A 25,676-nucleotide genomic window follows, 5' to 3' on the forward strand; every position below is an offset into this window, starting at 1 on the left:
CGTCCGCTCAGATCAGATGGGCACGCTTGTAGAACACCAGGGCAGGCTTGGTGAGCAGGCGGGCCGAGGCCAGGAAGTCCATGAGGCCCGAACAGCTCGAGCGCATCATCGACTTGTGGTGCTCATTGGCCTTCGCCTCGCCGAGTGCTCGCTTCTCGTCGAGGCCGGCGTTGGCGTAGACGCCCTTGTTCACCATGCTGGTGACGATGACGTACGAGGCGATCGCGATGACGAGCGCGTTGATCCGCCGCCGCACCGGGCCCGCGCCGCTGAGGTGCTTGCGCGTCTCCGACCGGGCGAACTTCATGTGCCGGGACTCCTCGACGACATGGATGTTGTTGATGGTGCGGACGAAGGGCACGACCCGCTCGTCCCGCATCCAGTCGCGCTGCATGACGTCGAGGACCTCCTCGGCGACGAGGATCGCCGCGTACGCCGCCTCGCCGAACGCGAGTGTCTTGAAGGCCCGCCCCAGTTCCACCGCGAGCCGGTGCGGCCGGTAGGCCGGGGCGCCCAGCTTCTGCGCGCCACGAGCGAACATGATCGAGTGCCGGCACTCCTCGGCTATCTCGGTCAGCGCCCATTGGACGTCCGCACTCGTGGGGTCCTTCGCGTAGACGTCACGCAGGACCATCTGCTGCAGGATCATCTCGAACCAGATACCGGTGCTGGCCACCGAAGCGGCTTCCTGGCGCGTGAGCTCCTTGCGCTGCTCCTCGGTCAGCTCGCCCCAGTACGCTGTGCCGTAGAGGGTGCTCCACTCCGGGCTCGCACCGTGGAACTCCTTGTCCAGCGGCGTGTCCCAGTCGACCTCCGTGGCGGGGTCGTACGCCAGCGTGGCGGCCGATTCGAGCAGGCGGCGAGTGAGGTGGTCCTCGGACGGACGGTCCTCGGCATCCGGTCGAACAGTGCTGCTTGCCATGGTGCGGCTCCTTGGTCGGTCAGCGGTGTCCTTGGCGATTCACATGGATGATGCAGATGACGATGCGTCATATGCCGTGCGGGCGTACGGACATGGCGGCAGCGTCGAGCAGAGGACCGGCGCCGGCCCGTGAGGGCGGCCTTCCGTCCGCTTGTTAGACGGAAGGTATAGCAAGGGTGCGGGGTGGGCCTACCCCCCAGTAAGAAATGTGAGCGCATCCCCGCGATATCTCCTCGCGCGTGTCCATGCGTGTGCGTTCCCGCCGCCGGTCCATGGCGCGAAGAGGGAATGAATGTTCGTGATATCGAACATTGTTCGCAATTTCAGCGCGAGTCATTGACGCCGCGTTTTCCCGCGCCTACGGTCCCGTCCGAAGTGGCGGGCACGCGTCGAGATATCGAACGCGTCGCCTCCTCTTCACGCGTCCCCGCACCCCAGAGACGAGCCGAGACGAGCCGCCATGCAACCACCTCTCCTCAGTCGGCGCCGAGCCCTCGCGGGTGGTGCCGGAGCCCTGGCCGTCGCCGGAGCCCTGGGCTCCCTGTCCGGATGCGCCGCGCCCGCGACCGCCGCGGGTCCGGGGCAGACCCTGCTGCGGTACTGGCATCTGTTCGGCGGCGGTGACGGTGTCAACATGCAGGGCATGCTGGACGACTTCCGGGCCGCGCACCCGGACATCGCTCTGGAGTCCTCGACCCTGCAATGGGGTGCCCCGTACTACACCAAGCTGGGCATGGCCGGCGCCGGCGGCAGGGCCCCCGAGGTCGCCGCCCTGCACCTCGCCCGGCTGGCGGGCTTCGCCCCCGGCAGGCTCCTCGACCCGTTCGACCTCGGTCTGCTGGCCGAACGCGGGGTGCGGGAGCAGGACTTCCCCCCGGAGATCTGGCGCCGTGGCCAGGTGGGAGGCAAGCAGTACGCCGTCCCGCTCGACACCCACCCCTTTGTCCTCTACTACCAGACCGAGATCTGCGAGAAGGCCGGACTCCTGTCCGGCGGCCGGCTCAAGCCGATCAGCGGTGCGGAGGAGTTCGCCGACGCGCTGCGCGCCGCGAAGAAGGCGACCGGACAGCCGGGACTGGTGACCGAGACGCTCGGACCCGACTGCATCACTCCCTGGCGCCTCTTCTCCAGCTTCTACGCGCAGGCCGGCGGCGCGGTGCTCTCCGCCGACGGCAAGCGCCTCGCGCTCGACGACGCCAAGGCGCTGCGGGTGCTGGAGTACCTGGCCCGGCTCATCGAGGAGGGGCTGATGGTGCGCCGCGTCGACTACACCGGATCCGTCGGTGTCTTCAGCGGCGGGAAGACCGCCTTCCACCTCAACGGCGAATGGGAGATCTCCACGTTCAGGGCCACCGGACTCCCGTTCTCCATGACCCGCATCCCCGCGCTGTTCGGGACCGCGGCCACCCAGGCCGACTGCCACGCCTTCGTCCTGCCGCACCAGAGCGACCGCGGCGGCGCCCCGAACGAGGCGGCGCACACTCTCGCCGCGTGGATGCTGAAGAACTCCGTGGCCTGGGCCCAGGGCGGACACGTGCCCGCCTATCTGCCGGTGCTCGACGATCCTGCCTACCTCGCACTCAAGCCGCAGTCCGAGTACCGCTCCGTCATCGACGACGTGGCGCTCGACGAACCCGCGTGGTTCGCCGGCTCCGCCTCCCGGATGTGGATCGAGCTCGGCGCCGTCTTCTCCGGGGTCTTCACCGGGTCCAGGAGCCCGCGCAACGCCCTGACCGAGGCGAAGTCCCGGCTGCGGACACTCCTCGACACCCGCAACCCCCTTCCGGGAGCCGCCTCATGACCTCCACCACCGCGGCGGCGCCGGCGCCCTTGGCGAAGCCCAACGGGGACGCGAACGGGCGGCAGCCCCGCGGTGTGCGCAGGAAGTGGGCCGAACACGGGCTGGTGTTCATCGCACCCTTCTTCCTCGTGTACGCCGCCTTCCTGATCTGGCCGCTGATATCCGGCCTTGGCATGAGCCTGACCAGCGACAACATCACCGGCACCGGAGGTGAGTTCGTAGGCCTGGAAAACTACGCAGAGGCGGTGCGCGACCCCGAGGTCTGGTCCTCGCTGTGGAACACCGTGTGGTTCACGGTCCTGTCCACCGTGCCCCTCGTCGTCGTCGGTCTCGTGCTGGCCCTGCTCGCCCACCAGCTCCAGGTGGTGCAGTGGCTGTGGCGGCTCAGCTGGTTCGCGCCCTTCCTGCTGCCGTCCGGCGTCGTCTGCCTGCTGTTCCTGCACATGATCCTGCCGTCCGACTTCGGTCTCGCCGACCAGATGCTCGCCGCCGTCGGACTGACGCCGGAGATCGGCTGGCTGACCGACGAGCGGTACGCCATGCTCAGCGTCGTGGCGACCACCGTCTGGTGGACCGTCGGCTTCAACTTCCTGCTGTACCTCGCCGCCCTCCAGGCCATCCCGGCGCATCTGTACGAGGCCGCCGAGCTGGACGGTGCCGGCGCCGGGAAGCGTCTCCTGCACATCACCCTGCCGATGCTCCGTCGCACCACGGGAGTGGTCGGGGTCCTCCAGGTGCTGGCCTCGCTGAAGATCTTCGACCAGGTCTACATCATGACCGGCGGCGGCCCCGACGGCTCCACCCGGCCGATCCTCCAGTACGTCTACCAGCAGGGTTTCACGGGCTACCGCGTCGGCTACGCCTCGGCCGTCTCGTACATCTTCTTCGCCCTGATCCTGACCGTCTCCCTGGTGCAGCCGCTGCTGTCCCGGCGCCGAGCTGAGGAGGCCGCGAAGTGAGCGGTTCCACCACCGTCACCAGCCGCCCCACCTCACGGGCGGAGCGGTCCGCCGATGCAGGGGGCCGCCGCCCGCGCTGGACGCGCGGCAGGATCGTCCTGCTCGTCGTCGCCCTGCTCATCACCGCGGCCTGGCTCCTGCCGCTCGCCTGGGCCGTCGCCACCTCCCTGAAACCGGAGGGCGACACGACGAGGACGCCGCTCTCCTGGATCGGCTCGCGCGTCACCTTCGACGCGTACGGCAAGGTCTGGGAGTCGGGCGACTTGATGGTCTGGCTCATGAACTCGGTGTACATCTCCGTCATGACCACCCTGCTGACCGTCGTGACGTGCGCGATGGCAGCGTACGGATTCACCCGCACCGACTTCCGCGGCCGGAGGCCGCTCTACGGGCTGGTGCTCGCCGGCATCATGGTGCCCCCGCAGGTGCTCATCGCCCCCCTCTTCCGCGAGATGGTCACGCTCGGTCTCGTCGACACCTACTGGGGCGTGATCCTGCCCCAGGTCGCCGTGCCCGCCATGGTGTTCATCCTGGTGAAATTCTTCGAAGGCGTGCCACGGGAACTGGAGGAGGCGGCCTTCGTCGACGGCGCCGGCCGCTGGCGGGTCTTCTGGACGATCGTCATCCCGCTGTCCCGGCCCGTGCTGGCGGCCGTCGCGATCTTCACCTTCATCTCCACCTGGAACAACTTCCTGTGGCCGTTCCTCGTGACCACCGACCCGGGCGGCATGACCCTGCCCGTCGGCCTCGTCAACGTCCAGTCGACCTTCGGGGTGCGGTACGCCCAGATCATGGCCTCGCTCGTGATCGCCGGGATGCCGCTCCTGATCGTCTTCGCGTTCTTCCAGCGGCAGATCGTGCGCGGTATCGCGCACACCGGTCTCGCCGGCCAGTAGCGGCACCGCCACACCTGAGGCCTGTACGGATGGCACGGTATCCGTACGGGCCGTCAGGCGATCTCCGTGCCCCGCGCCAGCAGCAGCCCCACATCGGCCGCCGCCACCGCCACCGTCCCCGCGAGCGCCGCCTTGCGCCAGGTCCCCACCGGCCGTGGACAGGCGCATGCCGTCGTCGCAACCACGGCGCAGAGAGCGACCCCGGAGAGGACGACGACACCCCGCCCGCCGGGCACCCCCGCAGGCCCCAGGACCAGTACGGCGGTGCCCGCCACCAGCGGGACGGGCAGCAGGAGCCGGGTGCGGACCGGACCCAGCCGCTGGGGCAGACCGCGGATGCCCGCCCGCAGATCCGCCTCGATGTCAGGCAGCACGTCGCCGAGATGCGCCGCCACGCCGAGCAGCGCGCCCGCCGCCACCGCCCACCACGCGGGCCACGGGCTCCCGGGCAGGCTCAGGGTGACCAGGCACGGAAGGCTGCCGAATCCGATCGCGTACGGCAGCCAGGACAGCACCGTCTCCTTGAGCCTCAGGTTGTACGCCCACGCCGCCACGACCCCGGTCAGATGCGCCGCACCCGCCACGGCACCGCACGCGAGGGACAGCACCGCGCACAGGGACAGCGCGGTGAACGCCGCCCCCCACACCACGCCCGGGCCCACCGCGCCCCGCGCCACCGGTTTCCCCGGGCGCGCGGCCTCGGCGTCGCGGCGGGCGTCGAACGCGTCGTTGCACCAGCCCACCGAGAGCTGCCCGGTCAGCACGGCCCCTGCGACCAGCACCCGACGGCCGCCCCCCGGACCCGAGGTGACGGCCAGTGCGGTGACGAGCACGGTCACGGCCGCGACGGGCCCCGGATGGCAGGACAGCGCCAGCCCCGCCGTCCGGCGCGGCAGGCGCGGGGCGCGGGCGTGTGTCCGTGGCCGTTCCGTGGTGTCCACGGGGCGATCGTAGGGACACCGGCGTGTGCGAACACGGCAGCCGCGCGTCGCATGTGCACGGAATTGCCCGGTTGTGTGGGCAGGATGTGGGTCATGACCTTTCCGAAGCGGTGGCCAGGGTGACCCGGATCGCGGCTGTGCACGGAGTCCTGCCACCGCGCCGCCACCCCCAGCGCGCCGTCACCGACATGGTGGCGCGCACCTGCCTGCCCGCAGGCGCGGACCGCCGGGTGCTGGACAGGATCCACGCGAACGCGGGCGTGCGCACCCGGAACATGGTGCTGCCCCTGGAGCGCTACGGCGAACTGGACGGCTTCGGCGCCGCGAACGACGAGTTCATCCGCGCGGCCGTCGACCTCGGGGCCGAAGCCGTTCGCGGCGCCCTGCGCAAGGCCGGGCTGCGCCCCGCCGACGTGGACCTGTTGATGTTCACCTCGGTCACGGGGATCGCTGCGCCCTCCATCGACGCGCGGCTCGTCGGACGTCTCGGGCTGCGCCCTGATGTGAAGCGGCTCCCCGTCTTCGGCCTGGGCTGCGTCGCAGGAGCCGCCGGGGTGGCACGGCTGCACGACCACCTGCTCGGCCGGCCCGGACAGGTGGCCGTGCTGCTCTCGGTCGAACTCTGCTCCCTGACCTTCCAGCGGGACGACGCCAGCCCCGCCAACCTGGTCGCCACCGCGCTGTTCGGCGACGGCGCCGCGGCCGTGGTCCTCGTCGGCGGTGGCGGGCGCGGGACGCCGGCGGACGGCCCCGAGGTGGTGGACACCCGCAGCCGCCTGTACCCGGACACCGGCCACGTCATGGGCTGGGACATCCGGAGCTCCGGCTTCACCGTGGTGCTCGACCCGGCCGTCCCCGACGTCGTACGCCGGTACCTCGCCGAGGACGTCAGCGGCTTCCTGGAACAGCACGGACTGAAACCGAAGGACATCGCCCGCTGGGTGTGCCACCCCGGCGGACCCAAGGTCCTGGAGGCCGTCACCGACGTCCTGTCCCTGCCCGGGGGCGCTCTCGACGTCACCTGGCGTTCGCTGGCCGAGGTCGGCAACCTGTCGTCGGCCTCGGTCCTGCACGTCCTGCGGGACACGATGGAACAGCGGCGGCCCGAACCCGGCACGCCCGGTCTCATGATGGCCATGGGTCCCGGCTTCTGCTGCGAACTGGTGTTGCTGCGCTGGTAGCCCGGAGGAACTCATGACCTGGTACACGGCCCTCGTCCTGGCCGTCGCCGCCGAACGCCTGGCCGAGCTCGCGGTGGCCCTGCGCAACGCCCGCTGGAGCCTGGCCCGGGGCGGCACCGAAGCCGGTCGCGGGCACCACCCGGTGATGGTGGCCCTGCACACCGCCCTGCTCGCCGCGTGTCTCGCCGAGACATGGCTGGCCGGCCGCCCGTTCGTGCCCTGGCTCGGCTGGGCCATGGTGGCGGTGGTGGCCGCCGCGCAGGCGCTGCGCTGGTGGTGCGTCCGCACACTGGGGCGCCGCTGGAACACCCGGGTCATCGTCGTCCCCGGTCTGCCCCTGGTGACCGGCGGGCCCTACCGGTGGCTGCGCCACCCCAACTACCTCGCGGTCGCGGCCGAAGGGGCAGCCCTGCCGCTGGTCCACGGGGCCTGGGTGACCGCCGTCCTGTTCACCGTGCTCAACGCCGCGCTCATGGCCGTACGCATCCGGTGTGAGGACGTCGCGCTGACCCGCCTCGCCGGAGCGGACGCACACGCGTGATCGACATCCTGGTGGCGGGCGGCGGACCGGCCGGCCTGGCGGCGGCGATCCGGGCCGCCATGACCGGCCTGGAGGCCGTCGTGGTCGAACCCCGCCCCACGCCCGTGGACAAGGCCTGCGGCGAGGGAATCATGCCCAGCGGAGTGGCGGCCCTGCGCACGCTGGGTGTCACCCCGTCCGGCATCGAACTCCGGGGGATCCGGTACATCGAGGGCGCCCGGCAGGCGGAGGCGGCCTTCCAGGGCCACCCCGGACTCGGCGCCCGGCGGACCGCGCTGCACACGGCCCTGCACCGGCGGGCACAGGAGCTCGGAGTACGCGTCGTCGAGGGGCGGGTGGGGGAGGTGCGCCAGGGCTCCGACAGCGTCACGGCGGCGGGGCTGACCGCTCGCTGGCTCATCGCCGCCGACGGCCTGCACTCACCGGTGCGCCGCGCGCTCGGTCTGGAACGTCCTTGCTCCGCACCGCGCCGGTACGGACTGCGCCGTCACTACCGGATCGCGCCCTGGACGGACTTCGTCGAAGTCCACTGGTCGCGCCGAGGTGAGGCGTACGTGACACCGGTGGGGGAGGGGCTGGTGGGTGTCGCCGTACTCAGCCGTCTCCGCGGCTCCCACGAGCAGCACCTCTCCGCCTTCCCCGCGCTGGCCCGCACGCTCCAGGGCCTGGAGGCCGGACCCGTACGCGGCGCGGGCCCCCTGCGCCGGACCGCGGTCACACCGGGAGCCGGGCGGGTCCTGCTGGCCGGTGACGCGGCGGGCTACGTCGACGCCCTCACCGGTGAGGGCGTCGCCATGGCAGCGGCGACCGCGTCGGCGGCGGTCGACTGCCTCGCCGCGGGACGGCCCGAGGACTACCCCGCCAGATGGGCACGGCTGACGCGACGCCACCGGCTGCTCACCAGGGCACTGCTGGGCGCGGCGGGGCATCGGCTGACCGCCGGCCTGATCGTGCCTGCCGCACACCGGCTGCCCCCGTTGTTCAGTGCCGCGGTACGCGCCCTGCAATAGCCGTATGCCGTACCTCATACCGGAGTTGCCGCCCCGTCTGTCATTCTGTCCGGGTGCCGCCCAGACTCCGTACGCCGCAGCCCGTCACTCCCGACCCGCCGCACCCGGCGATGAACCCGCTGATGACTCAGTCCTGGCTGGACCTGACGCTCCCGCACCGGGCGGCCGTGGACGGCGTCACCCACGTCGGACTCGTCCCCTTGCGGACGCACCGCGTCGGACGACCCCTGCGCCGTGCCGGGCTGCTCGAGTGTGACGAGAGCCTGGTGACGGCGGCGGGACTGCCCGCGCCCGTCGGGGAGCCGCTGAGCGTGATGGACTCACCCGGCGTCCAGGTGCGCTTCGGCCGACCGGTCGGCCCTTGAGGACGGCGGGGCGGCGAGCAAGCGGGAAGCCGTGTAGAAAGGGGAACATGGCCGGACGCTACGGCCGCCCGCGTTCGATTCTCCGAATGAGAACCCTCGCTGGTCAGGTCTTCCTCCTGCAAGTGGCGATCGTGGTGCTGCTCGTCGCTGCATCCGTGGTCGCGCTCGTGCTGCAGTCCCGGGCCGGCAGCGAACGCGAAGCCCGTAATCGGTCGGTCGCAGTCGCCGAGACCTTCGCGAACGGCCCCGGCATGGAAGAGGCTCTGCGGAGCCCCGACCCGAGCACCGTGCTCCAGCCGAAGGCCGAGGCGGCACGGAAGGGCTCCGGGGTCGACTTCGTCGTCGTCATGAACCTGGAGTCCGTCCGCTACACCCATCCACTGCCCGACAGGATCGGCAGGAAGTTCGTCGGCAATGTGGCCCCCGCCCTGGACGGCCGAGTCGTCACCGAGAAGATCGAGGGAACGATCGGCCCGCTGGTCCAGGCCGTGGTGCCCGTGACCGCAGCCAACGGCGACGTCGTGGGCCTGGTGTCCGCGGGAATCACCATCAAGAAGGTCAGCGGGGTCGCCGAGGGCCAGTTCCCCCTCCTGTTCGGCTCGGCCGCGGGCATCCTGCTGCTCACCATGGGAGGTACCGCACTCGTCACCAGGCGGCTGAGACGCCAGACACGCGGTCTCGGCCCGACCGAGATGACGCGGATGTACGAGCACCACGACGCCGTTCTGCACGCCGTACGCGAAGGTGTGGTCATCGTCAGCGGCGACAGGCGGCTCCTGCTGGCCAACGACGAGGCGCGAAGACTCCTCGGGCTTCCGGCGGACATCGAGGGGTCACCCGTGACCGGCCTCGGCCTCGACCCCGTGATCACCGGGCTCCTGGAATCGGGGCGCAGCGCGACGGACGAGGTGCACTCCGTGGGCGCGCGGCTCCTGGCCGTCAGCCAGCGGGCCACCGACAGGAACGGCGGGCCGCCCGGCAGCGTGACGACCCTGCGCGACACCACGGAGCTGCAGGCCCTCATGGGCAAGGCCGCCGTGGCGCGCGGCAGGCTGAAACTCCTCTACGACGCGGGCACGGAGATCGGCACCGCCCTGGATGTCGTACGGACGTGTGAGGAACTGGCGGACTTCGCCACGGCCAGGTTCGCCGACTACGCCACCGTCGATATCGCCGCGGGCGTGCTGCGCGGCGAGGAACCCACGGCCGCCCGCGCCACTGCTGAGGGCCTGCGCCGCTCGGCCTTCAGCGGCCCCCGCGACGACACGGGGCTCTATCCCCTGGACTCGGTGATCCGCTTCATGCCGACCACGGTCGTCGGCGCCGGTCTGCTCAGGGGCGAAGCCGTCCTCGACAACGATCTGGCACAGCGCTCCGGCTGGCAGCAGCAGAACCCGGACCGCGCCGAGCGCATCGTTCGGTCCGGATTCCACTCGATGATCGCCGTCCCGATGCGGGCCAGGGGCGTCATCCTGGGCGTGGCCACGTTCTGGCGGGCACAGAAACCCGAGCATTTCGAGGACGAGGACCTGTCCGTCGCGGAGGAACTCGTCGCCCGCGCCGCGGTGAGCGTCGACAACGCGCGCCGCTACACGCGCGAGCACAACGTGGCGGTCACCCTGCAGCGCAGCCTGCTGCCGCAGGGGCTTCCCGACCAGAGCGCCATCGAGGCCGCCTACCGGTACCTCCCCGCGCAGGCAGGGCTCGGAGGGCTGGGCGGCGTCGGCGGCGACTGGTTCGACATCATCCCGCTGCCCGGGGCCCGCGTCGCACTCGTGGTCGGCGACGTGGTCGGCCACGGGCTCCACGCCGCCGCCACCATGGGGCGCCTGCGCACGGCGGTCCACAACTTCTCCACCCTGGACCTGCCCCCCGACGAGCTGCTGTGGCACCTGAACGAGCTGGTGGCGCGTATCGACCTGGACGAGTCGGCCGAGGGCTCGGAGGGAGGCGGCGTCACCGGGGCCACCTGCCTCTACGCGATCTACGACCCGGCGTCCGGCCGCTGCACCATGGCACGGGCGGGCCACCTCCAGCCGGTGATCGTCAGCCCCGACGGCGACGCCGTGTTCGCGGATGTGCCCGGAGGTCCGCCCCTCGGGCTGGGCGGCATGCCCTTCGAGACCCTGGACGTACAACTTCCGCAGGACAGCCGACTGGTGCTCTACACGGACGGGCTCGTCGAGGACCGGCGCCGCGACATCGACGAGGGGCTGGAACTACTGCGCGACACCCTGTCCGGACACCCCGGCCGGACACCGGAGGAGACGTGCGAGGCCGTCATCCGCGTCCTGGTACCCGCCAGGGCGCGCGACGACGTCGCGCTGCTCGTCGGCCGCACCCGCCGTCTCGCCGCAGAGAACGTGGCCGAGTGGGACGTGCCCTCCGACCCCTCGGCGGTCGCCAGGGTCCGCTCCGACGTGTCCCGCAAGCTGACCGACTGGAATCTGGTCGAAGAGGCGTTCACGACCGAGCTGATCCTCAGCGAATTGGTCACCAACTCCATCCGCTACGCCAACGGGCCCATCCGCGTACGGCTGATCCGTGACCGGACGCTGATCTGCGAGGTGTCCGACCGCAGCAGCACCTCGCCCCACCTGCGCCAGGCGGCCAGCACGGACGAGGGCGGCAGGGGACTGTTCCTCGTCGCCCAGCTGGCCGAACGCTGGGGCACCCGCTACACCGACGACGGCGGGAAGGTCATCTGGACGGAACAACTGCTGCAGCCGGAGGCGCACGGTCCGGTGTGACGGAACGCCGTCAGGTCACCGACGGCAGTCCAGGAAGAGGTGGGGTTCGGGCACCGCCCCCGGATGGGACGGCGTGAACACCGTGCCGTCCTCGTGTACGACGGTGAGCCCGGCACCGGTCGCGAGCGCCCTGAACGCCTCCGGGCCGAAGCTGTTCACCCGTACCTCCTGGCCCATGAAGACGGTGCTCACCCCCTCCACGTCCAGCGGAACCGTCGCCAGCACCAGATGACCGCCCGGCCTGAGGGCCGCCGTCAGGCGGCGCACGAGGGAGCGCTGCTCGTCGCGCGACATCTGCAGGAGCGAGAAGTAGACACAGACCGCGTCGAAGCTCTCCCCCTCCAACGGGACCTCACGGATGTCGGCACAGCGGAAGGATGCCTCAGGAACACGGGCGGACGCCAGTTCCACCATGACGGGCGAGACGTCGATCCCCAGCACCTCGTGCCCGGCGGCCGCCAGGGTGCGGGCGGTCGGCCGGCCCGTGCCGCTTCCGACGTCCAGAACCCTGCCGCGCGGTGGCAACCGCTCCAGCAGCCGGTCCAGCGAGGCGTGGTGCGCGGCCGAGCCGGCGAAGGCCGTCTCGTAGTCGGCCCCGATGGCGTCGAACGCCTCGGCTGCCGCGTGCGGGTGGCCTTCGGCCATGGTCACGTCCCCTTCCGGACCGGTGCTACGGGATCCGGGCGACCGCGACGTAGACGCCGCTCATCTCCGGCTGAGGGGCCGGCGTGCCGCGGAACCACTCGGGGGCCGTCACCAGACCCGGCTCGACGATGTCCAGGCCCTCGAAGAAGCCGGCGAACTCGGCGCGGGTGCGCAGCGCGAGCCGGATGCCGCCCTTGCCGTACTCGGCCGCACCCTGTTCGCCGCGCTCGGGGTTCACGTCCGAGGCGCCCTGGGACAGCACGACGTAGCTGCCCGGCCGCAGGGCGTCCGCCAGGGTGCGCACGATGGCCCGCGGGTCCAGGTCGTCGGGGAGGAAGTGGAGGAGCCCCAGGAGCGAGAGAGCGACGGGGCGGTCGAAGTCCAGGACCTTGCGCGCCGCGTCGAGGATGGTGACGGGCTCGAGCACATCCGCGTGCACGTAGTCCGTGGCCCCCTCCGGAGTACTGACCAGGAGGGCCTCCGCGTGCCGCAGCACGATCGGGTCGTTGTCGCAGTAGACGACCCGTGAGCGCGGATTGATCTCCTGGGCGATCTGGTGGAGATTCGGCGCGGTCGGGATGCCCGTGCCGATGTCCAGGAACTGGCTGACCCCCTCGCCGGCCAGCCAGGCCGTCGCGCGGTTCATGAAGGCACGGTTCTGGAACGCGCCCGCCTTCGCCTCGGCCGGCAACTGCCGGGCCACCGCCTCGTCCACCGGGTAGTTGTCCTTGCCGCCGAGCAGTGCGTCGTAGACCCGCGCCGAGTGGGGCCTGCTGGTGTCGATCGGGGGCTGAGGCGTCCCAGGCGTCATGACGAGCTCCGTTGCAGATGAGGTGAACCGCTCCACCTGCGAAGTCTGCCACAGCAACTTGCAGGTGAACGGCCGTCGTTGGCTCGCAGGGCGACTGCCAGGTGAGTGTGTGGAGCTTCCCGCCGCCTTTAAGCACTGAGACCCCTGAGGCATGAGTTGTTGGCTGAAATCAGGCGTTGGGGCGCCCAATCGGGCATTTTCGGGCCGTTTCCGCCGCGATCCGGGAATGCGGCACCGGCCTCCGATGTCTGCGTGACCGATGGCGGGCGTGAAACGGGCGCGATATCCGGCGAAGAAGGCACCGTGCGTGCGCCGTACTGTCAGGAGAACGCCGCCCACCAGCGAGGAGACCTGTGGGGAAACGGGCGTCAACGGGCACAGCCCATGGCGCGAAGAAGCTGGCCGAACAGCCGTTTCTGCTTGTACAAACAATGCGTGGCCCGAACGGACGCCGGGGCCAGGGAAGATTCGCACTAGCGCAGGGATGGTGTCGTGGGCACCGAGGAACGCCGACGAGGAATACTCGAGACGGCTCGCCGGGACGGTTCGGTCGATGTGAACCGGCTGGCCGAACGGTTCGAGGTGGCCAAGGAGACCATCAGGCGCGATCTGCACACGCTTGAGGAACACGGTCTCGTGCGGCGCACGCACGGTGGTGCGTACCCGGTCGAGAGCGCCGGGTTCGAAACCACCCTGGCGATGCGCACCACGCACCACGTGCCGCAGAAGTCACGGATCGCGACGGCTGCCGCCGACCTGCTCGGTGACGCCGAAACGGTCTTCGTGGACGAGGGCTTCACCCCGCAGCTCATCGCCGAAGCCCTTCCCCAGGACCGGCCGCTGACCGTGGTCACCGCCTCCCTGGCCGTCGCGACGGTCCTCGCGGACGTGGAGAAGACCGCCGTGCTCCTGCTCGGCGGGCGCCTGCGCGGCAACACCATGGCGACCGTCGACCACTGGGCCACGCGCATGCTCGCCGACTTCGTCATCGACCTGGCCTACGTCGGTGCGAACGGAATCTCCCGCCAGTACGGGCTGACCACCCCGGACCCGGCGGTCGGCGAGGTCAAGGCGCAGGCCATGCGCAGCGCCCGCCGCCGCGTCTTCGCCGGAGTCCACTCGAAGTTCGGCGCGGTGAGCTTCTGCCGTTTCGCCGACGTCGGAGACTTCGAGGCCGTCGTCACCGACACCGGACTGCCGTCGGCTGAGGCCCAGCGCTACTCCCTGCTCGGCCCGAACGTCATCCGCGTCTGAACCGACCCGACGGCGGTCCCCGGACCACCGTCCCCACCCCCCCCACAGACTCGTCCCCCGCCCGCCTCCCCGTTCCCGTCAGGAGGCCGGAGGACAGGCCCGCCATGCCCGGAAACCGTCAGGAGAACCGGAGGGCGCGGGCAGAGATCCGCGAGCCGCTACGACCGATCAGGAGAATTACTTATGCCCCACCAGCAACGACGCCGTGGGACCCGCGTGCGTGCGGTCGCGGGCACGGCGGTGATGGCCTTCCTCGCCGCCGGGTGCGCCGGAGCAGGCGGCACCGCGTTCGGAGGCGGTGACGCACTGAACGTACTCATGGTGAACAACCCGCAGATGGTCGAGCTTCAGAAGCTCACCGCCGAGCACTTCACCGAGGAGACCGGCATCAAGGTCCACTTCACGGTGCTCCCGGAGAACGACGTCCGCGACAAGATCAGTCAGGACTTCTCCAACCAGGCCGGACAGTACGACGTCGGCACCATCAGCAACTTCGAAGTGCCCTTCTTCGCGAAGAACGACTGGCTGCACCCGCTCGACTCCTACGCGGCGAAGGACACCGCCTTCGACCAGGACGACATCCTCGAACCCCTGAGGGATTCGCTCACCGCCGAGGGCAAGCTCTACGCCGAACCCTTCTACGGCGAGTCCTCCTTCCTCATGTACCGCAAGGACGTCTTCGAGGCGAAGGGGCTGACGATGCCCGAGCGCCCCACCTGGGAAGAGGTGGCCGGGCTCGCGGCGCGGGCGGACGGCGCCGAACCCGGCATGAAGGGCATCTGCCTGCGCGGACTGCCCGGCTGGGGCGAGCTCATCGCACCGCTCACCACCGTCGTCAACACCATGGGCGGCACCTGGTTCACCGAGGACTGGAAACCCCAGCTCACCTCACCCGAGTTCAAGAAGGCCACCCAGTTCTACGTCGACCTCGTGCGCAAGCACGGGGAACGCGGCGCCTCCCAGGCCGGTTACGCCGAGTGCCTCAACAACATGACCCAGGGCAAGACCGCCATGTGGTACGACGCCACGGCCGGCGCCGGCTCCCTGGAAGCGGCAGGCTCCCCGATCAAGGGGAAGATCGGCTACGTACCCGCGCCGGTCGAGGAGACGAAGAGCTCGGGATGGCTCTACACCTGGGCGTGGGGCATCCAGAAGGCCTCCAAGAAGACCGACGACGCATGGAAGTTCGTCTCCTGGGCCTCCAGCAAGGAGTACGAGTCGCTCGTCGGTGAGACCAGCGGCTGGTCCAACGCACCGGCCGGCAAGCGGGCCTCCACCTACGACAACCCCGAATACCGCAAGGCGGCGGGCGCCTTCGCGGACGTCACCGAGCAGGCCATCTCCGGCGCCGACCCGAAGAACCCGGGCACCCAGCCGCGCCCCGTGCCCGGGATCCAGTTCGTAGGCATCCCCGAGTTCACCGATCTCGGCACCAGGGTCGCGCAGGAGATCAGCGCGGCCATCGCCGGCCGCCAGTCCGTCGACAAGGCGCTGGCCACTTCCCAGAAGCTGGCCGAACAGGTCGCCAAGGAGTACCGATGACCACAGCAGTCGGCACCACCCCCCAGTCGCCACCCCGGCCAGCCGCCGCCCCCGCCCGTAAGAAAACCGGCCCCCGGGCCTGGGCCACCAGGGCTCCGCTGCTGCCGGCGCTGGTCTTCCTGATAGTCGTCACCCAGCTGCCGTTCGTGGCGACCCTGGTGATCTCCCTCTTCGACTGGAACTCGCTCAACCCGGACAAACGCGCCTTCAACGGGCTCGGCAACTACGCCTCCGTCTTCACCGACGCGGCGCTCCGCGACTCGGTCCTCACCACGATCCTGCTGACCGCGGGCGTCGTCATCGCCACCGTGGTCGTCGGACTCGCCCTCGCGCTGCTCCTGGACCGTACGTTCTTCGGCCGGGGCATGGTCCGTACCCTGCTCATCACGCCGTTCCTGCTCGTGCCCGTCTCCGCCGCCCTCCTGTGGAAGCACGCGCTCTACAACCCCGAGTACGGCCTCCTCAACGGCGCGCTCAGCTGGCTGGGCGACCTCTTCGGCGACACGAACCCGAGCCAGCCCGACTGGATCGCGGACATGCCGCTGCTCGCGGTCATCGCCGCGCTGGTCTGGCAGTGGACGCCGTTCATGATGCTGATCCTGCTCGCGGGACTCCAGAGCCGCCCCGCCGAAGTCGTCGAGGCCGCGCGCCTCGACGGTGCGAGCGCCTGGCAGACCTTCCGCTACCTGACCCTGCCGCACCTGCGCAGGTACCTCGAACTCGGCATCCTGCTCGGCGCCGTCTACATCGTGCAGAACTTCGACGCGGTGTTCACGATCACCGCAGGCGGACTCGGTACCGCCAACCTTCCCTACACGATCTACCAGACCTTCTACCAGGCCCACGAATACGGACTTGCGTCCGCCGCGGGAGTCGTCGTGGTGATCGGCACGATCATCATCGCGACCTTCGCGCTCCGGACCGTCTCGTCCCTCTTCAGTGAGGAGGCGAACCGCGCATGACCACTGCCACCGTCCCCGCGCCCGCTCCGTCCCCGCAACGGCTCCTGCGGCGGGCCAAACGCCGCTCCACCGTGCTGGGCCTGCTGGCCTGGGCCGCAGGACTCGTCTTCTGCCTGCCCGCGCTGTGGATGCTGCTGACCTCGCTGCACGCGGAGTCCGACGCCGCCACCAACCCGCCGTCCGTCTTCGCGCCGCTCACCCTCGACGGCTACCGGGCCTTCTTCGGCGCCGACACGGGTGTCACCCCGTGGCCGCCCCTGCTCAACTCGCTGGGCGCCTCCTTCTTCTCGACGGTCCTGGTGCTGCTGCTGGCGCTCCCGGCGGCGTACGCCCTCTCCATCCGGCGCGTCCCCAAGTGGACGGACGTGATGTTCTTCTTCCTCTCCACGAAGATGCTGCCGGTCGTCGCGGGGCTCCTCCCCATCTACCTGTTCGCCAAGAACGCCGGGATGCTGGACAACATCTGGCTCCTCGTCCTGCTCTACACCTCGATGAACCTGCCGATCGCGGTCTGGATGATGCAGTCGTTCCTCGCGGACGTGCCGGTGTCCGTCATCGAGGCCGCTCAGGTCGACGGCGCGAGGCTGCCGACCATCCTCGCCCGGGTGGTCGCACCCATGGCTGCGCCGGGCATCGCGGCCACCGCGCTGATCTGCTTCATCTTCAGCTGGAACGAACTGCTCTTCGCACGGGTGCTCACCGGCGTCGTCGCCCAGACGGCACCCGTCTTCCTCACCGGATTCGTCACCAGCCAGGGCCTCTTCCTCGCCCAGCTGTGCGCCGCGTCCGTCGTCGTATCCCTGCCGGTGCTCGCCGCCGGCTACGCCGCCCAGGACAAACTCGTCCAGGGCCTCTCTCTTGGAGCAGTGAAATAATGCGGGCAGCGATCGTCGAAGCCCCCGGCAAGGTCTCCGTCACCACCGTCCCCGACCCGACGCCCGGCCCCCGTGACGTCGTCGTGTCCGTCGCGTCGTGCGGGCTGTGCGGGACCGATCTCCACATCCTGCAGGGCGAGTTCGCGCCCACCCTGCCGATCGTCCCCGGCCATGAGTTCGCCGGGGAGATCGTGGGCATCGGCCGGGACGTCACGGAGCTGGCCATCGGCGACCGGGTCGCCGTCGACCCCTCCCTGCACTGCCACGAGTGCCGCTATTGCCGCGTCGGACGCGGCAACCTCTGCGAGCGGTGGGCCGCGATCGGCGTCACCGTGGCCGGCGGCGCGGCCGAGTACGCCGTCGCACCCGTGGCCAACTGCGTCAAGCTGCCCGAGCACATCGACGTGAAGGACGCGGCCCTGATCGAGCCGCTGTCCTGCGCGGTCCGCGGCTACGACGTACTGAACAGCACCCTCGGCGCCGAGGTCCTCATCTACGGCTCCGGGACCATGGGCCTGATGATGCTGGAGCTGGCCAAGCGCACCGGTGCCGCCGGCGTGGACGTCCTGGACGTCAACCCCGACCGCCTCGCCACCGCCTCGCTCCTCGGCTGCTCCCGGTCCGCGGCCGCGGCCGACGAGCTGGACCGCCCCGGCGGCTGGGACGTCGTCATCGACGCGACCGGCAACGCGGCCGCAATCCAGGACGGCCTGGGCCGCGTGGCCAAGGGCGGCACCTTCCTTCAGTTCGGGGTCGCCGACTACGCGGCGAGGGCGGTCATCGAGCCGTACCGGATCTACAACCAGGAGATCACCATCACCGGGTCGATGGCGGTCCTGCACAGCTACGAGCGAGCCGCCGCGCTCTTCGCCGCCGGAGTCCTCGACCCCGCCGTCTTCATCAGCGACCGGCTGCCGCTCGACCAGTACCCCCAGGCCATCGACCGCTTCAAGGCGGGCATCGGGCGCAAGATCGTGGTCGAGCCGTGACGGGCGGCCCCGGCGCCGTCCTGGTGCTCGGCGAGGCCCTCGTCGACCTCGTACCCGTGGCCGGGGACGGCGGTGTGCGGTCCGCCCAGTTCGGCGGGGCCCCGGCCAACGTCGCCGTCGGCCTGGCCAGGCTCGGCACCCCGGCCTCGTTCGCCGGGGGCCTGGGCGGCGACGGCTTCGCCCGGATGATCGAGGAACGGCTGGCGGCGGCCGGGGTCGACCTCACCCTCTGCGAACGCTCCGGCCTGCCCACCGCGCTGGCCGTCGCCGAACCGGGCGCCGCGGGAACGGGGTACCACTTCCACCTCCAGGACACGGCTACGTTCCGGCTGCCGGACCTGTCCACGCGGGCCGCAGGGTTCGGGGCCGTGTACGTGGGCGGCCTCGCGGCCCTCGTCGAGCCGGCGGCGTCGGCCGTGCGGGCGACGGCTCTCGCCGCTGCCGAGCACTCCCTCCTCGTCGTGGACCCCAACGTCCGCCAGGACCGCACTCTGGGCGCGGACCACGGCTCGGCGACGCTGCGCGAGCTGTGCGGCCTCGCCCATGTGGTGAAGGCCAGCGACGAGGACCTGGAAAGGCTGTGGCCGGGAACCGATCCGGAGGAGACCTGCCGGAAGCTGGCCGCCGCGGGACGGCTGGTGATCCTCACCAGGGGGGCGCGAGGCAGTACGGCGTACACGGCGACCGCGCCGCCCGTGTCCGTCGCGGCCACACCGGTCGAGGTCGTCAACACGATCGGCGCGGGGGACGCGTTCACCGCGGGTCTGCTGAGCCGGATGGGGGCCCTCGGCTCCTTCACGGCGAATCCGTATCCGGAGGAGGTCAGGGACATGCTGTCGTTCGCCTCCGAGGCGGCCGCCTCGGTGTGCGCGCGGACGGGTACCGAGCCCTCCGTACCCGTCTGAGGCCGGTCTCAGACGCCGAGGCGGCCTCGGGGGCCGCGCCCCTCATCGCCACGGCACCGGTCCGTCCTCCGGCAACCGCAGCCCCGGGGCCGACCGCGACGGCTCAGGACATGCGCACCCGCGCGGGGGTGCGCATCCTGGCTGTGTGACCTGGAGCCCCGAGGGCAGCCGAAAGCCTGACGGATTGTCGCTGGTGCTCGCCCAGGCCGTGGTGAGCGCCGTCGACGCCGTCGGCGGGTACGCGGGCGGCGTCTACCTGCGCTCACCGACCCCGGGCCTGCTGCTGATGGCAGTGGTCGCGGGGCTCCCCGGCCCGTTGCTGCGCCCCTGGTGGCGGATGCATGTGAACCGGCCCTTCCCGGTGGCCGAGGCCTACCGCTCGAACAGGCCGGTGTACCTGTGCGACGCGGAGGACGCCATGCGGCGGTTCCCGCAGCTGATGGCGGGCCTGCCCTTCCCCTTCGGATCGCTATACGCGCCCGTGACGATCGGGACCACACCTGTGGGCGTGCTCCTCGTCCTGCGCTACGCGACCCGGGGGGTGCCGGTCTCCGGAGCCGACCGCCGCCGGATGGAGGCCGTCGCCCGGACGCTCGGCGCGGACCTCACCGCGCAGGACGTGCCGGCCCAGTGGGACGGTGAGCCCCTGCCCGTACGGCTGCCTTCGGACACCGTGCGGCAGATACGCGTCGGGCACTTCGAGTGGGACGTGGGCAGCGGGACCGTCACCGCGGACGACCGCACGCACGAGATGCTGGGCCACGAACCCACGGACGCGCCGGTGCGCTCGATGGAGGCGCTCACCGCCGGGCTCCTCCCCGAGGACGTGTACGGACTGTGGACGCTGGGGAGCGGAGCCGCACGGTCGGAGGAACACCGTGTGCGCCGGATGCCGCTCTGGGGTCCCGACGGCCGCCCGCTCCTGGTCGAGCTCTCCCGTCACGGGGAGCGCGACGGCCACGCGAGCCGCCTGACCGGTGTCCTGTTCGACCCCGGCGACGGCGCGGCCGTCCCGGACGCGGCCGAACGGATCCCGCGCGGGCTGCTCTCCCACGACCGGCTCGGCCGGATCACCTACGTCAACCACGCCGCGGAGAAGATCCTCGGCCACACCCGGGCCGAGCTGTCGAGCCGGGTTCTGGGGGAGGCGCTGCCCTGGCTCGCGAATCCCGCCTACGAGGACCACCACCGGGCAGCCCTGTTCTCCGACGACCCCGTCCACTTCCTCGCCCGGCGTACCCCTGCCCAGTGGCTCTCCGTGGCGATGTTCCCCGGCCGCGACGGGGTCACGATCGCCTTCAGCCCCTCCGGGCGGCCCGCCCGCGCACCGGACTCCGGCGTCACCCCGGCCGGTGAGCTCGTCGCATCCGCCGGCCGCTCCGCAGTCCTCTACCGGCCGGTCGCCCTGGCCATCGCGCTGACGGAGGCCGTCACGGCGCGTCAGGTCTCGGCGGTGGTCACGGAGGAACTGCTGCCCGCCTTCGGAGGCAGACAACTGGCCATCTACCTGCAGAACGAGCGGCGCCTCTACCTGGCCTGGGAGACAGGCTTCCCCAAGGGGTTCCTGGACCCGTTCGAAGGGGTCGGTCTCGATGAGCAGATCCCCGGTGTGCAGACGCTGACGACCGGCCGGCCGCTGTTCTTCGAATCCATGGAACAACTCAGCGACGCCTACCCGGGCCTCCCCATGGACGCCAGTGTGGGCGCCCGCGCCTTCCTGCCGCTCATCGCCTCGGGCCGCCCGGTCGGTTCGTGCATCCTCGGCTTCGACCAGCCCCGCGGTTTCAGCCCCGAGGAGCGCACCGTGCTCACGGCACTGGCCGGGCTCATCGCCCAGGCACTCCAGCGGGCCCAGCGCTACGACACCGAGGCCGCGCTCGCCCGGGGGCTCCAGGGCGCCCTGTTGCCCCACCGGCTGCCCGTCCTCGACGACGTCGAGACCGTCGGACGTTATCTCTCGGGCACCCAGGACATCGAGATCGGAGGCGACTGGTACGACGTCATCGAGACCGGCAGCGGACTCGCCCTGGTCATCGGGGACGTCCAGGGGCACGGTGTCGCCGCAGCCGCCACCATGGGTCAACTGCGCAGCGCCGTAAGGGCCTTCGCGCTCATCGGGCATGAACCGCAGGAGATCATGAGTGCCACCAACCGGCTGCTCATCGGCCTCGACCCCGGACAGTTCGCAAGCTGCTGCTACGTGCTGCTCGACCCCGCGACCGGAGCCACCCGGGCCGTGCGCGCCGGGCACCCACAGCCCGTCCTGCGGCATCCCGACGGCAGGACCGAGGTCCTGGACCTCCCCGGGGGTGTGGTGCTCGGCGTCGACCCGGATGCCTCGTACCCCGTCACGGAACTGCGGCTCGGCCCGGGGGCCGTCCTGGCCCTGTTCACGGACGGGCTCGTGGAGAAGGCGGGCACGGACATCGACGAGGGCATCGAGCGACTGCGCGCCACCCTGGCCGCCGTGGGCCGCATGCCGCTCGCCGAGACCGCGGACCGCGTCATCGGGCAGGCCCGGCAGGACGAGGACCGGCCCGACGACATCGCGCTCCTCATGGCCGCCCGCCGGGCACCGCCCCGCTGATTCCCGCCGGTCACAGCCGGACGCGGTGTCCGTCATACGGAACGCGCGCGGTGCGGACTGCGCTCGTGGCGCGCGGGTGAGGCATTCTCTGCTGGTCGGGCAGAACGGGTCCGTGGCGGTGGGTGGATCTTCCGCCGCGGTCTGTGAGCGAGAAGGATTCGGAACCAGATGGCAGACAACTCGGACCTGTTGGCCTTCGTGCGGGCACGCCTCGCCGAGGAGGAGAGCATCGCGCGGGAAGCGGGCGGCGACGGCTGGCGGACGCCGGCCGAGGCACCCGGTGAGGTGCACGACCGCACCAGCGGTATCGCGTTCGTCGTACGGTCGCGTGGCTACGACCGGCACATCGCCTTCCAGGACCCGGCGCGCACGCTGCGCCGCATCGAGACCACCAGGGTTCTCCTGGACGAGTACGAGGAGATCGCGGTCCTGGACACCGACCGCCCGGCCCAGGACTTCACCTCGGGACGCGCCGTCGGGCTGGGGTTCGTCGTCCGGCAGATGGCCGCGGAACACGCGGGGCATCCGGGCTACCGGGTGAAGTGGCTGCCCCGCTTCTCCCACTGGGGCCCGCCCTCCCCTCCGACGTAGGGCCTGCCGGGGCGCCGTCCGCGCCTGTTCACCTCGCGGGACGGCCGCCCACGAGGAATGCTGGGGTGGAGACGCCGTCCGGGTGCGAGCCGACGGAACGGAGCACCGTGGCGGCCGGCCCCGAGGAGGCGCGGATGACGGGCACAGCCGGCCCTCTGCACGGCCGTGTCGCCGTCGTGACCGGCGCGGCGCGGGGCGTCGGTGCGGCGATCGCACGGGATCTGGGGAGACGTGGCGCCACGGTCGCACTGATCGGCCGGGAGGAAGCGGGCCTCGCAGCCGTACGGGATTCGCTGCCCGGCCGGGCGCAGTGCTGGGAGGCCGATGTCACCGACGACGCCGCCATGGCGGAGACGGCTGACGACGTCCGGAAGCAGCTCGGGCCCGTCTCTGTCGTGGTCGCCAACGCGGGACTGGCCGAGGGCGGCCCCTTCGCCGAATCCGACCCGGCGACCTGGCGGCGCGTGATCGAGGTGAACCTGATCGGCAGCGCGATCACCGCCCGGGTCTTCCTGCCCCACCTGCGCGCCACGCGTGGTTACTACCTGCAGATCGCCTCGCTGGCCTCCATCGGCGCGGCGCCCATGATGAGCGCCTACTGCGCCTCCAAGGCCGGTGTGGAGTCCTTCGCGCACGCGCTGCGCGCCGAGCTCGCCCATGAGCACGTCGGGGTCGGTATCGGCTACCTGAACTGGACCGACACCGACATGATCCGCGACGCCGACCAGCACGCCGTGCTCCGTGAGCTACGGGGACACATGCCCCGGCCCGCGCGCAAGGTCTACCCGGTGGAGACCGTGGCGCGCCGCATGGGGCGGGCGGTCGAGCGGCGCAGCGCCGCCGCGTACGTGCCCACGTGGCTCCGCGCCACGCAGGCGGTGCGCGCCGCGATGCCGCCGGTCGTCACGGCGATCTCGAAGCGCGAGCTGCCCGAACTGGAGCGGAGGGCCCCGTTCGAGGCCACAGGGCTGCTGGGGGCCGGCGGCCGGGCCGACGCCGTAGGCCGCGGGGAGCCGGACGGCTGACTCGCGCTCCGCCCGGAGCGGACACCAACCGGGGACGGGGCCCGGACTGAGTACGGGGGAGCGGTTCTCCTGAGTACGTGACCCGATGGCGCCACGGGTACCCGCTGATCGAATGGGGACCATGGTCCCCGACGCGCCGACGCGCCCCCGCATCCAGAACCTGACCACCGCCGGAACGGCGCTGGCCGTCACCCTGCTCCCGCTGGCCGTGGGCGTCCTGATGGCCAGGACGATGGCACTGGATCCGATGGCACCCGTGAACGCGATGGTCACCAGCGGCGGCCAGCGTGTCCGTCTCGCCCCTTCGCGATGGATGCTGAAAGCTCGAACACAGGAGCTCCTTTCCCGGCGGTAATGGAACCGCTGTCCAGGTAAGTGCTGTCGCTTTTGTCACCTGGATCCGTGCGCGACCGGGAGCCGGACCCGGGTGGGCGAGGGGGCATGGCCATGCGTGCCGCCCCCCGGAAGGGTCGGTGCAACGATCAACGGTTGACAGGTCTACGACTGTGGGGATCCGTGCCGGATGCAGTCGTGCATGACGGAAATGTCCGCATTTCGTCGCGCGGATCAGGGCACCTTTCGGCCACCTCGAAAGCGGGACAATGTTTGTGTTCCCGGCACGACGCCGGGTCGGAAGAACGCCCGGCGCTCCATCCGGGCCCGCATGATCAGGGGTTTCCACATCCCGTTCCGCACGACGGATCACCGCCACCGTTCTCGCCTCAGGTGCCCTGCTCGCCGCAGCGGCCCTGCCGGCCACGGCTGATGGGCCGGGACCACGGTCACCACCGGCCGGCGCAGCGCTCGGCAGTCGTCCCTGGGCGAGATCCAGCACAACAGCCCCGGTCGCGACAGCGGCTCCAACCGCAGCCTGAACGCCGAGTGGGTGACCGTCACCAGCACCGGTCGTCACGCCGTCAACCTTCGGGGGTGGACGCTCACCGACGAGAGCCGCCGCTCGTACACCTTCGACCTGCGGCTGCCCGGCCGCTCCTCCGTCCGCGTCCACACCGGTGTCGGCCGTGACACCCGGCACGACGTGTACCAGGACCGCCGCCACTACGGGTGGGACAGCCGGGACACCGCCACGCTCCCCGACAACCGCGGGCACAGGGTCGACTCCGAGTCCTGGGGCCGGGGCACCGCGACGGCGGTCACCGCGGCAACCGCTGAACCGCGCCGGCAGAGGGAAGCGACGTTTCTCCCTGACCGACTTCCGCCTGGCCGACTGACCGAAACGGCATACCACGGATCAACCCCCGTGGTACGCCGTTGCCCGTGCGGTTCGCAGCTCCGTGGGTGGGGTCTGTGCATCGGGAGGCGGTGAGTGATGTCAGGATGGGCTCATGACCATCAAGGCGTATTTCGACATCACCATCGACGACCAGCCCGCAGGGCGGATCGTGTTCAACCTTTTCGACGACGTTGCCCCCAAGACCGCGGAGAACTTCCGTGCGCTGGCCACCGGCGAGCAGGGCTTCGGCTACGCGGGCTCGCCGTTCCACCGGGTCATCCCGGACTTCATGCTCCAGGGCGGTGACTTCACCAACGGCAACGGCACCGGCGGCAAGAGCATCTACGGCGAGAAGTTCGCCGACGAGAACTTCACCCTGAAGCACAACAAGCCCGGCCTGCTCTCGATGGCCAACGCCGGCCCGAACAGCAACGGCTCGCAGTTCTTCATCACCACCGTCGTCACCCCGTGGCTGGACGGCAAGCACGTGGTCTTCGGCGAGGTCGCCGACGAGTCCGGCATGGAGCTCGTCCGTAAGATCGAGTCGTACGGCTCTTCGAACGGCAAGACCAAGGCGAAGATCGCCGTCTCCGGGTCCGGCGTTCTCTGACGCACTCGACGGGGCTCCCGGCTGGTTTCACGGGCCGGGAGCCCCGAGCCGCGTCCGACACCTGCCCGTCCGCCCGGCCACCCGGTGGGCGAGGCAGTCAGGTCCAGCTGCCGGATCCGGGTTCAGACCGGCCCGACGGTGTCGTCGCTGACGACAGGGATCACGGACCGCACCACCCGCCCGGTGACGCACCGGCTGCGGAGAGGGCGACCAGCACGCTGCCGACGACCTGGCCGACCTGCCGGTCCAATGTGCTCCAAGGGCCGCTGGGCAACGTGAC

The 25,676-nt window shown here is 71.0% G+C and carries 24 protein-coding genes; 20 read left to right on the forward strand and 4 right to left on the reverse strand.

Going from position 1 to position 25,676, the window contains the following annotated elements; genetic code table 11:
* Positions 1-7: 7 nt before the first annotated feature.
* Positions 8-922 (reverse strand): diiron oxygenase, encoded by a 915-nt coding sequence (locus ACFYQ5_RS15020; protein ID WP_389197656.1) that lies wholly within the window; start codon positions 920-922, stop codon positions 8-10.
* A 460-nt stretch (positions 923-1,382) separates the two neighbouring features.
* Here ACFYQ5_RS15020 and ACFYQ5_RS15025 point away from each other — a divergent pair, with 460 nt between their 5' ends.
* The 3 genes from ACFYQ5_RS15025 to ACFYQ5_RS15035 are packed head-to-tail and all read left to right on the forward strand — an operon-like array spanning position 1,383 to position 4,578.
* Complete coding sequence (locus ACFYQ5_RS15025; protein WP_389197658.1) at positions 1,383-2,723, forward strand: extracellular solute-binding protein; 1,341 nt, start codon at positions 1,383-1,385, stop codon at positions 2,721-2,723.
* The gene (locus ACFYQ5_RS15030) at positions 2,720-3,682 is read left to right on the forward strand and encodes a carbohydrate ABC transporter permease (RefSeq protein WP_389197660.1); all 963 of its coding nucleotides are present in this window, start codon (positions 2,720-2,722) and stop codon (positions 3,680-3,682) included. Before ACFYQ5_RS15025 ends, ACFYQ5_RS15030 begins: the two co-directional genes overlap by 4 nt.
* Positions 3,679-4,578 carry a carbohydrate ABC transporter permease gene (locus ACFYQ5_RS15035; RefSeq protein ID WP_389197662.1) on the forward strand — a complete coding sequence of 300 codons (900 nt, stop codon included), beginning with the start codon at positions 3,679-3,681 and terminating at the stop codon, positions 4,576-4,578. The genes ACFYQ5_RS15030 and ACFYQ5_RS15035 overlap by 4 nt, the downstream gene beginning before the upstream one ends.
* A 53-nt stretch (positions 4,579-4,631) precedes the next feature.
* On the opposite strand, the gene ACFYQ5_RS15040 is transcribed toward ACFYQ5_RS15035, so the two are convergent.
* Positions 4,632-5,519 (reverse strand): UbiA family prenyltransferase, encoded by an 888-nt coding sequence (locus ACFYQ5_RS15040; protein ID WP_389197664.1) that lies wholly within the window; start codon positions 5,517-5,519, stop codon positions 4,632-4,634.
* A 119-nt stretch (positions 5,520-5,638) separates the two neighbouring features.
* On the opposite strand from ACFYQ5_RS15040, the gene ACFYQ5_RS15045 reads away from it, so the two are divergent.
* The 5 genes from ACFYQ5_RS15045 to ACFYQ5_RS15065 are packed head-to-tail and all read left to right on the forward strand — an operon-like array spanning position 5,639 to position 11,366.
* Positions 5,639-6,700, forward strand: coding sequence for a type III polyketide synthase (locus tag ACFYQ5_RS15045; protein WP_389197666.1), 1,062 nt, complete (start codon positions 5,639-5,641; stop codon positions 6,698-6,700).
* Positions 6,701-6,713: 13 nt separating this feature from the next.
* Positions 6,714-7,241, forward strand: coding sequence for an isoprenylcysteine carboxyl methyltransferase family protein (locus tag ACFYQ5_RS15050; RefSeq protein WP_389197668.1), 528 nt, complete (start codon positions 6,714-6,716; stop codon positions 7,239-7,241).
* Positions 7,238-8,251 carry an NAD(P)/FAD-dependent oxidoreductase gene (locus ACFYQ5_RS15055; protein WP_389197669.1) on the forward strand — a complete coding sequence of 338 codons (1,014 nt, stop codon included), beginning with the start codon at positions 7,238-7,240 and terminating at the stop codon, positions 8,249-8,251. The genes ACFYQ5_RS15050 and ACFYQ5_RS15055 overlap by 4 nt, the downstream gene beginning before the upstream one ends.
* 53 nt (positions 8,252-8,304) lie before the next feature.
* Positions 8,305-8,616 carry a hypothetical protein gene (locus ACFYQ5_RS15060; RefSeq protein ID WP_389197671.1) on the forward strand — a complete coding sequence of 104 codons (312 nt, stop codon included), beginning with the start codon at positions 8,305-8,307 and terminating at the stop codon, positions 8,614-8,616.
* Positions 8,617-8,663: 47 nt separating this feature from the next.
* Entirely contained in the window at positions 8,664-11,366 is a 2,703-nt protein-coding gene (locus ACFYQ5_RS15065; protein WP_389197673.1) for a SpoIIE family protein phosphatase, read from the forward strand.
* Positions 11,367-11,381: 15 nt separating this feature from the next.
* Here the strand turns inward: ACFYQ5_RS15065 and ACFYQ5_RS15070 are convergent, their stop codons facing one another.
* Together ACFYQ5_RS15070 and ACFYQ5_RS15075 are read right to left on the reverse strand one after the other, a co-directional pair.
* Positions 11,382-12,011 carry a class I SAM-dependent methyltransferase gene (locus ACFYQ5_RS15070; protein ID WP_389197675.1) on the reverse strand — a complete coding sequence of 210 codons (630 nt, stop codon included), beginning with the start codon at positions 12,009-12,011 and terminating at the stop codon, positions 11,382-11,384.
* 25 nt (positions 12,012-12,036) lie between these two features.
* On the reverse strand, positions 12,037-12,822 hold the full coding sequence (locus ACFYQ5_RS15075) for an SAM-dependent methyltransferase (RefSeq protein WP_389197677.1): 786 nt from the start codon (positions 12,820-12,822) through the stop codon (positions 12,037-12,039).
* Positions 12,823-13,314: 492 nt separating this feature from the next.
* On the opposite strand from ACFYQ5_RS15075, the gene ACFYQ5_RS15080 reads away from it, so the two are divergent.
* From ACFYQ5_RS15080 to ACFYQ5_RS15135, 12 genes are all read left to right on the forward strand, one after another.
* Entirely contained in the window at positions 13,315-14,076 is a 762-nt protein-coding gene (locus tag ACFYQ5_RS15080; protein ID WP_389197679.1) for a DeoR/GlpR family DNA-binding transcription regulator, read from the forward strand.
* Between the two features lie 183 nt (positions 14,077-14,259).
* Positions 14,260-15,618: an ABC transporter substrate-binding protein gene (locus ACFYQ5_RS15085; protein WP_389197680.1), complete on the forward strand. Its 1,359-nt coding sequence runs from the start codon at positions 14,260-14,262 to the stop codon at positions 15,616-15,618.
* The gene (locus ACFYQ5_RS15090) at positions 15,615-16,580 is read left to right on the forward strand and encodes a carbohydrate ABC transporter permease (protein WP_389197682.1); all 966 of its coding nucleotides are present in this window, start codon (positions 15,615-15,617) and stop codon (positions 16,578-16,580) included. Before ACFYQ5_RS15085 ends, ACFYQ5_RS15090 begins: the two co-directional genes overlap by 4 nt.
* Positions 16,577-17,455: a carbohydrate ABC transporter permease gene (locus ACFYQ5_RS15095; RefSeq protein WP_389197684.1), complete on the forward strand. Its 879-nt coding sequence runs from the start codon at positions 16,577-16,579 to the stop codon at positions 17,453-17,455. Before ACFYQ5_RS15090 ends, ACFYQ5_RS15095 begins: the two co-directional genes overlap by 4 nt.
* Positions 17,455-18,444, forward strand: coding sequence for a zinc-dependent alcohol dehydrogenase family protein (locus ACFYQ5_RS15100; protein WP_389197686.1), 990 nt, complete (start codon positions 17,455-17,457; stop codon positions 18,442-18,444). Before ACFYQ5_RS15095 ends, ACFYQ5_RS15100 begins: the two co-directional genes overlap by 1 nt.
* Positions 18,441-19,349 (forward strand): PfkB family carbohydrate kinase, encoded by a 909-nt coding sequence (locus ACFYQ5_RS15105; protein WP_389197688.1) that lies wholly within the window; start codon positions 18,441-18,443, stop codon positions 19,347-19,349. The genes ACFYQ5_RS15100 and ACFYQ5_RS15105 overlap by 4 nt, the downstream gene beginning before the upstream one ends.
* Before the next feature lie 145 nt (positions 19,350-19,494).
* Positions 19,495-21,936: a SpoIIE family protein phosphatase gene (locus ACFYQ5_RS15110; RefSeq protein WP_389197690.1), complete on the forward strand. Its 2,442-nt coding sequence runs from the start codon at positions 19,495-19,497 to the stop codon at positions 21,934-21,936.
* Between the two features lie 168 nt (positions 21,937-22,104).
* Positions 22,105-22,527, forward strand: coding sequence for a DUF6221 family protein (locus ACFYQ5_RS15115; protein ID WP_389197692.1), 423 nt, complete (start codon positions 22,105-22,107; stop codon positions 22,525-22,527).
* A gap of 134 nt (positions 22,528-22,661) precedes the next feature.
* The gene (locus ACFYQ5_RS15120; RefSeq protein ID WP_389197694.1) at positions 22,662-23,552 is read left to right on the forward strand and encodes an SDR family oxidoreductase; all 891 of its coding nucleotides are present in this window, start codon (positions 22,662-22,664) and stop codon (positions 23,550-23,552) included.
* A 121-nt stretch (positions 23,553-23,673) separates the two neighbouring features.
* Positions 23,674-23,907 (forward strand): hypothetical protein, encoded by a 234-nt coding sequence (locus ACFYQ5_RS15125; protein ID WP_389197696.1) that lies wholly within the window; start codon positions 23,674-23,676, stop codon positions 23,905-23,907.
* A 516-nt stretch (positions 23,908-24,423) separates the two neighbouring features.
* A complete protein-coding gene (locus tag ACFYQ5_RS15130) occupies positions 24,424-24,879 on the forward strand; it encodes a lamin tail domain-containing protein (protein ID WP_389197915.1) in 456 nt (151 codons plus the stop codon).
* Positions 24,880-24,898: 19 nt separating this feature from the next.
* Positions 24,899-25,396, forward strand: coding sequence for a peptidylprolyl isomerase (locus ACFYQ5_RS15135; RefSeq protein ID WP_389197698.1), 498 nt, complete (start codon positions 24,899-24,901; stop codon positions 25,394-25,396).
* The last annotated feature ends 280 nt before the right edge of the window (positions 25,397-25,676 follow it).

Source organism: Streptomyces sp. NPDC005794 (assembly GCF_042871445.1).
Lineage (GTDB): Bacteria > Actinomycetota > Actinomycetes > Streptomycetales > Streptomycetaceae > Streptomyces.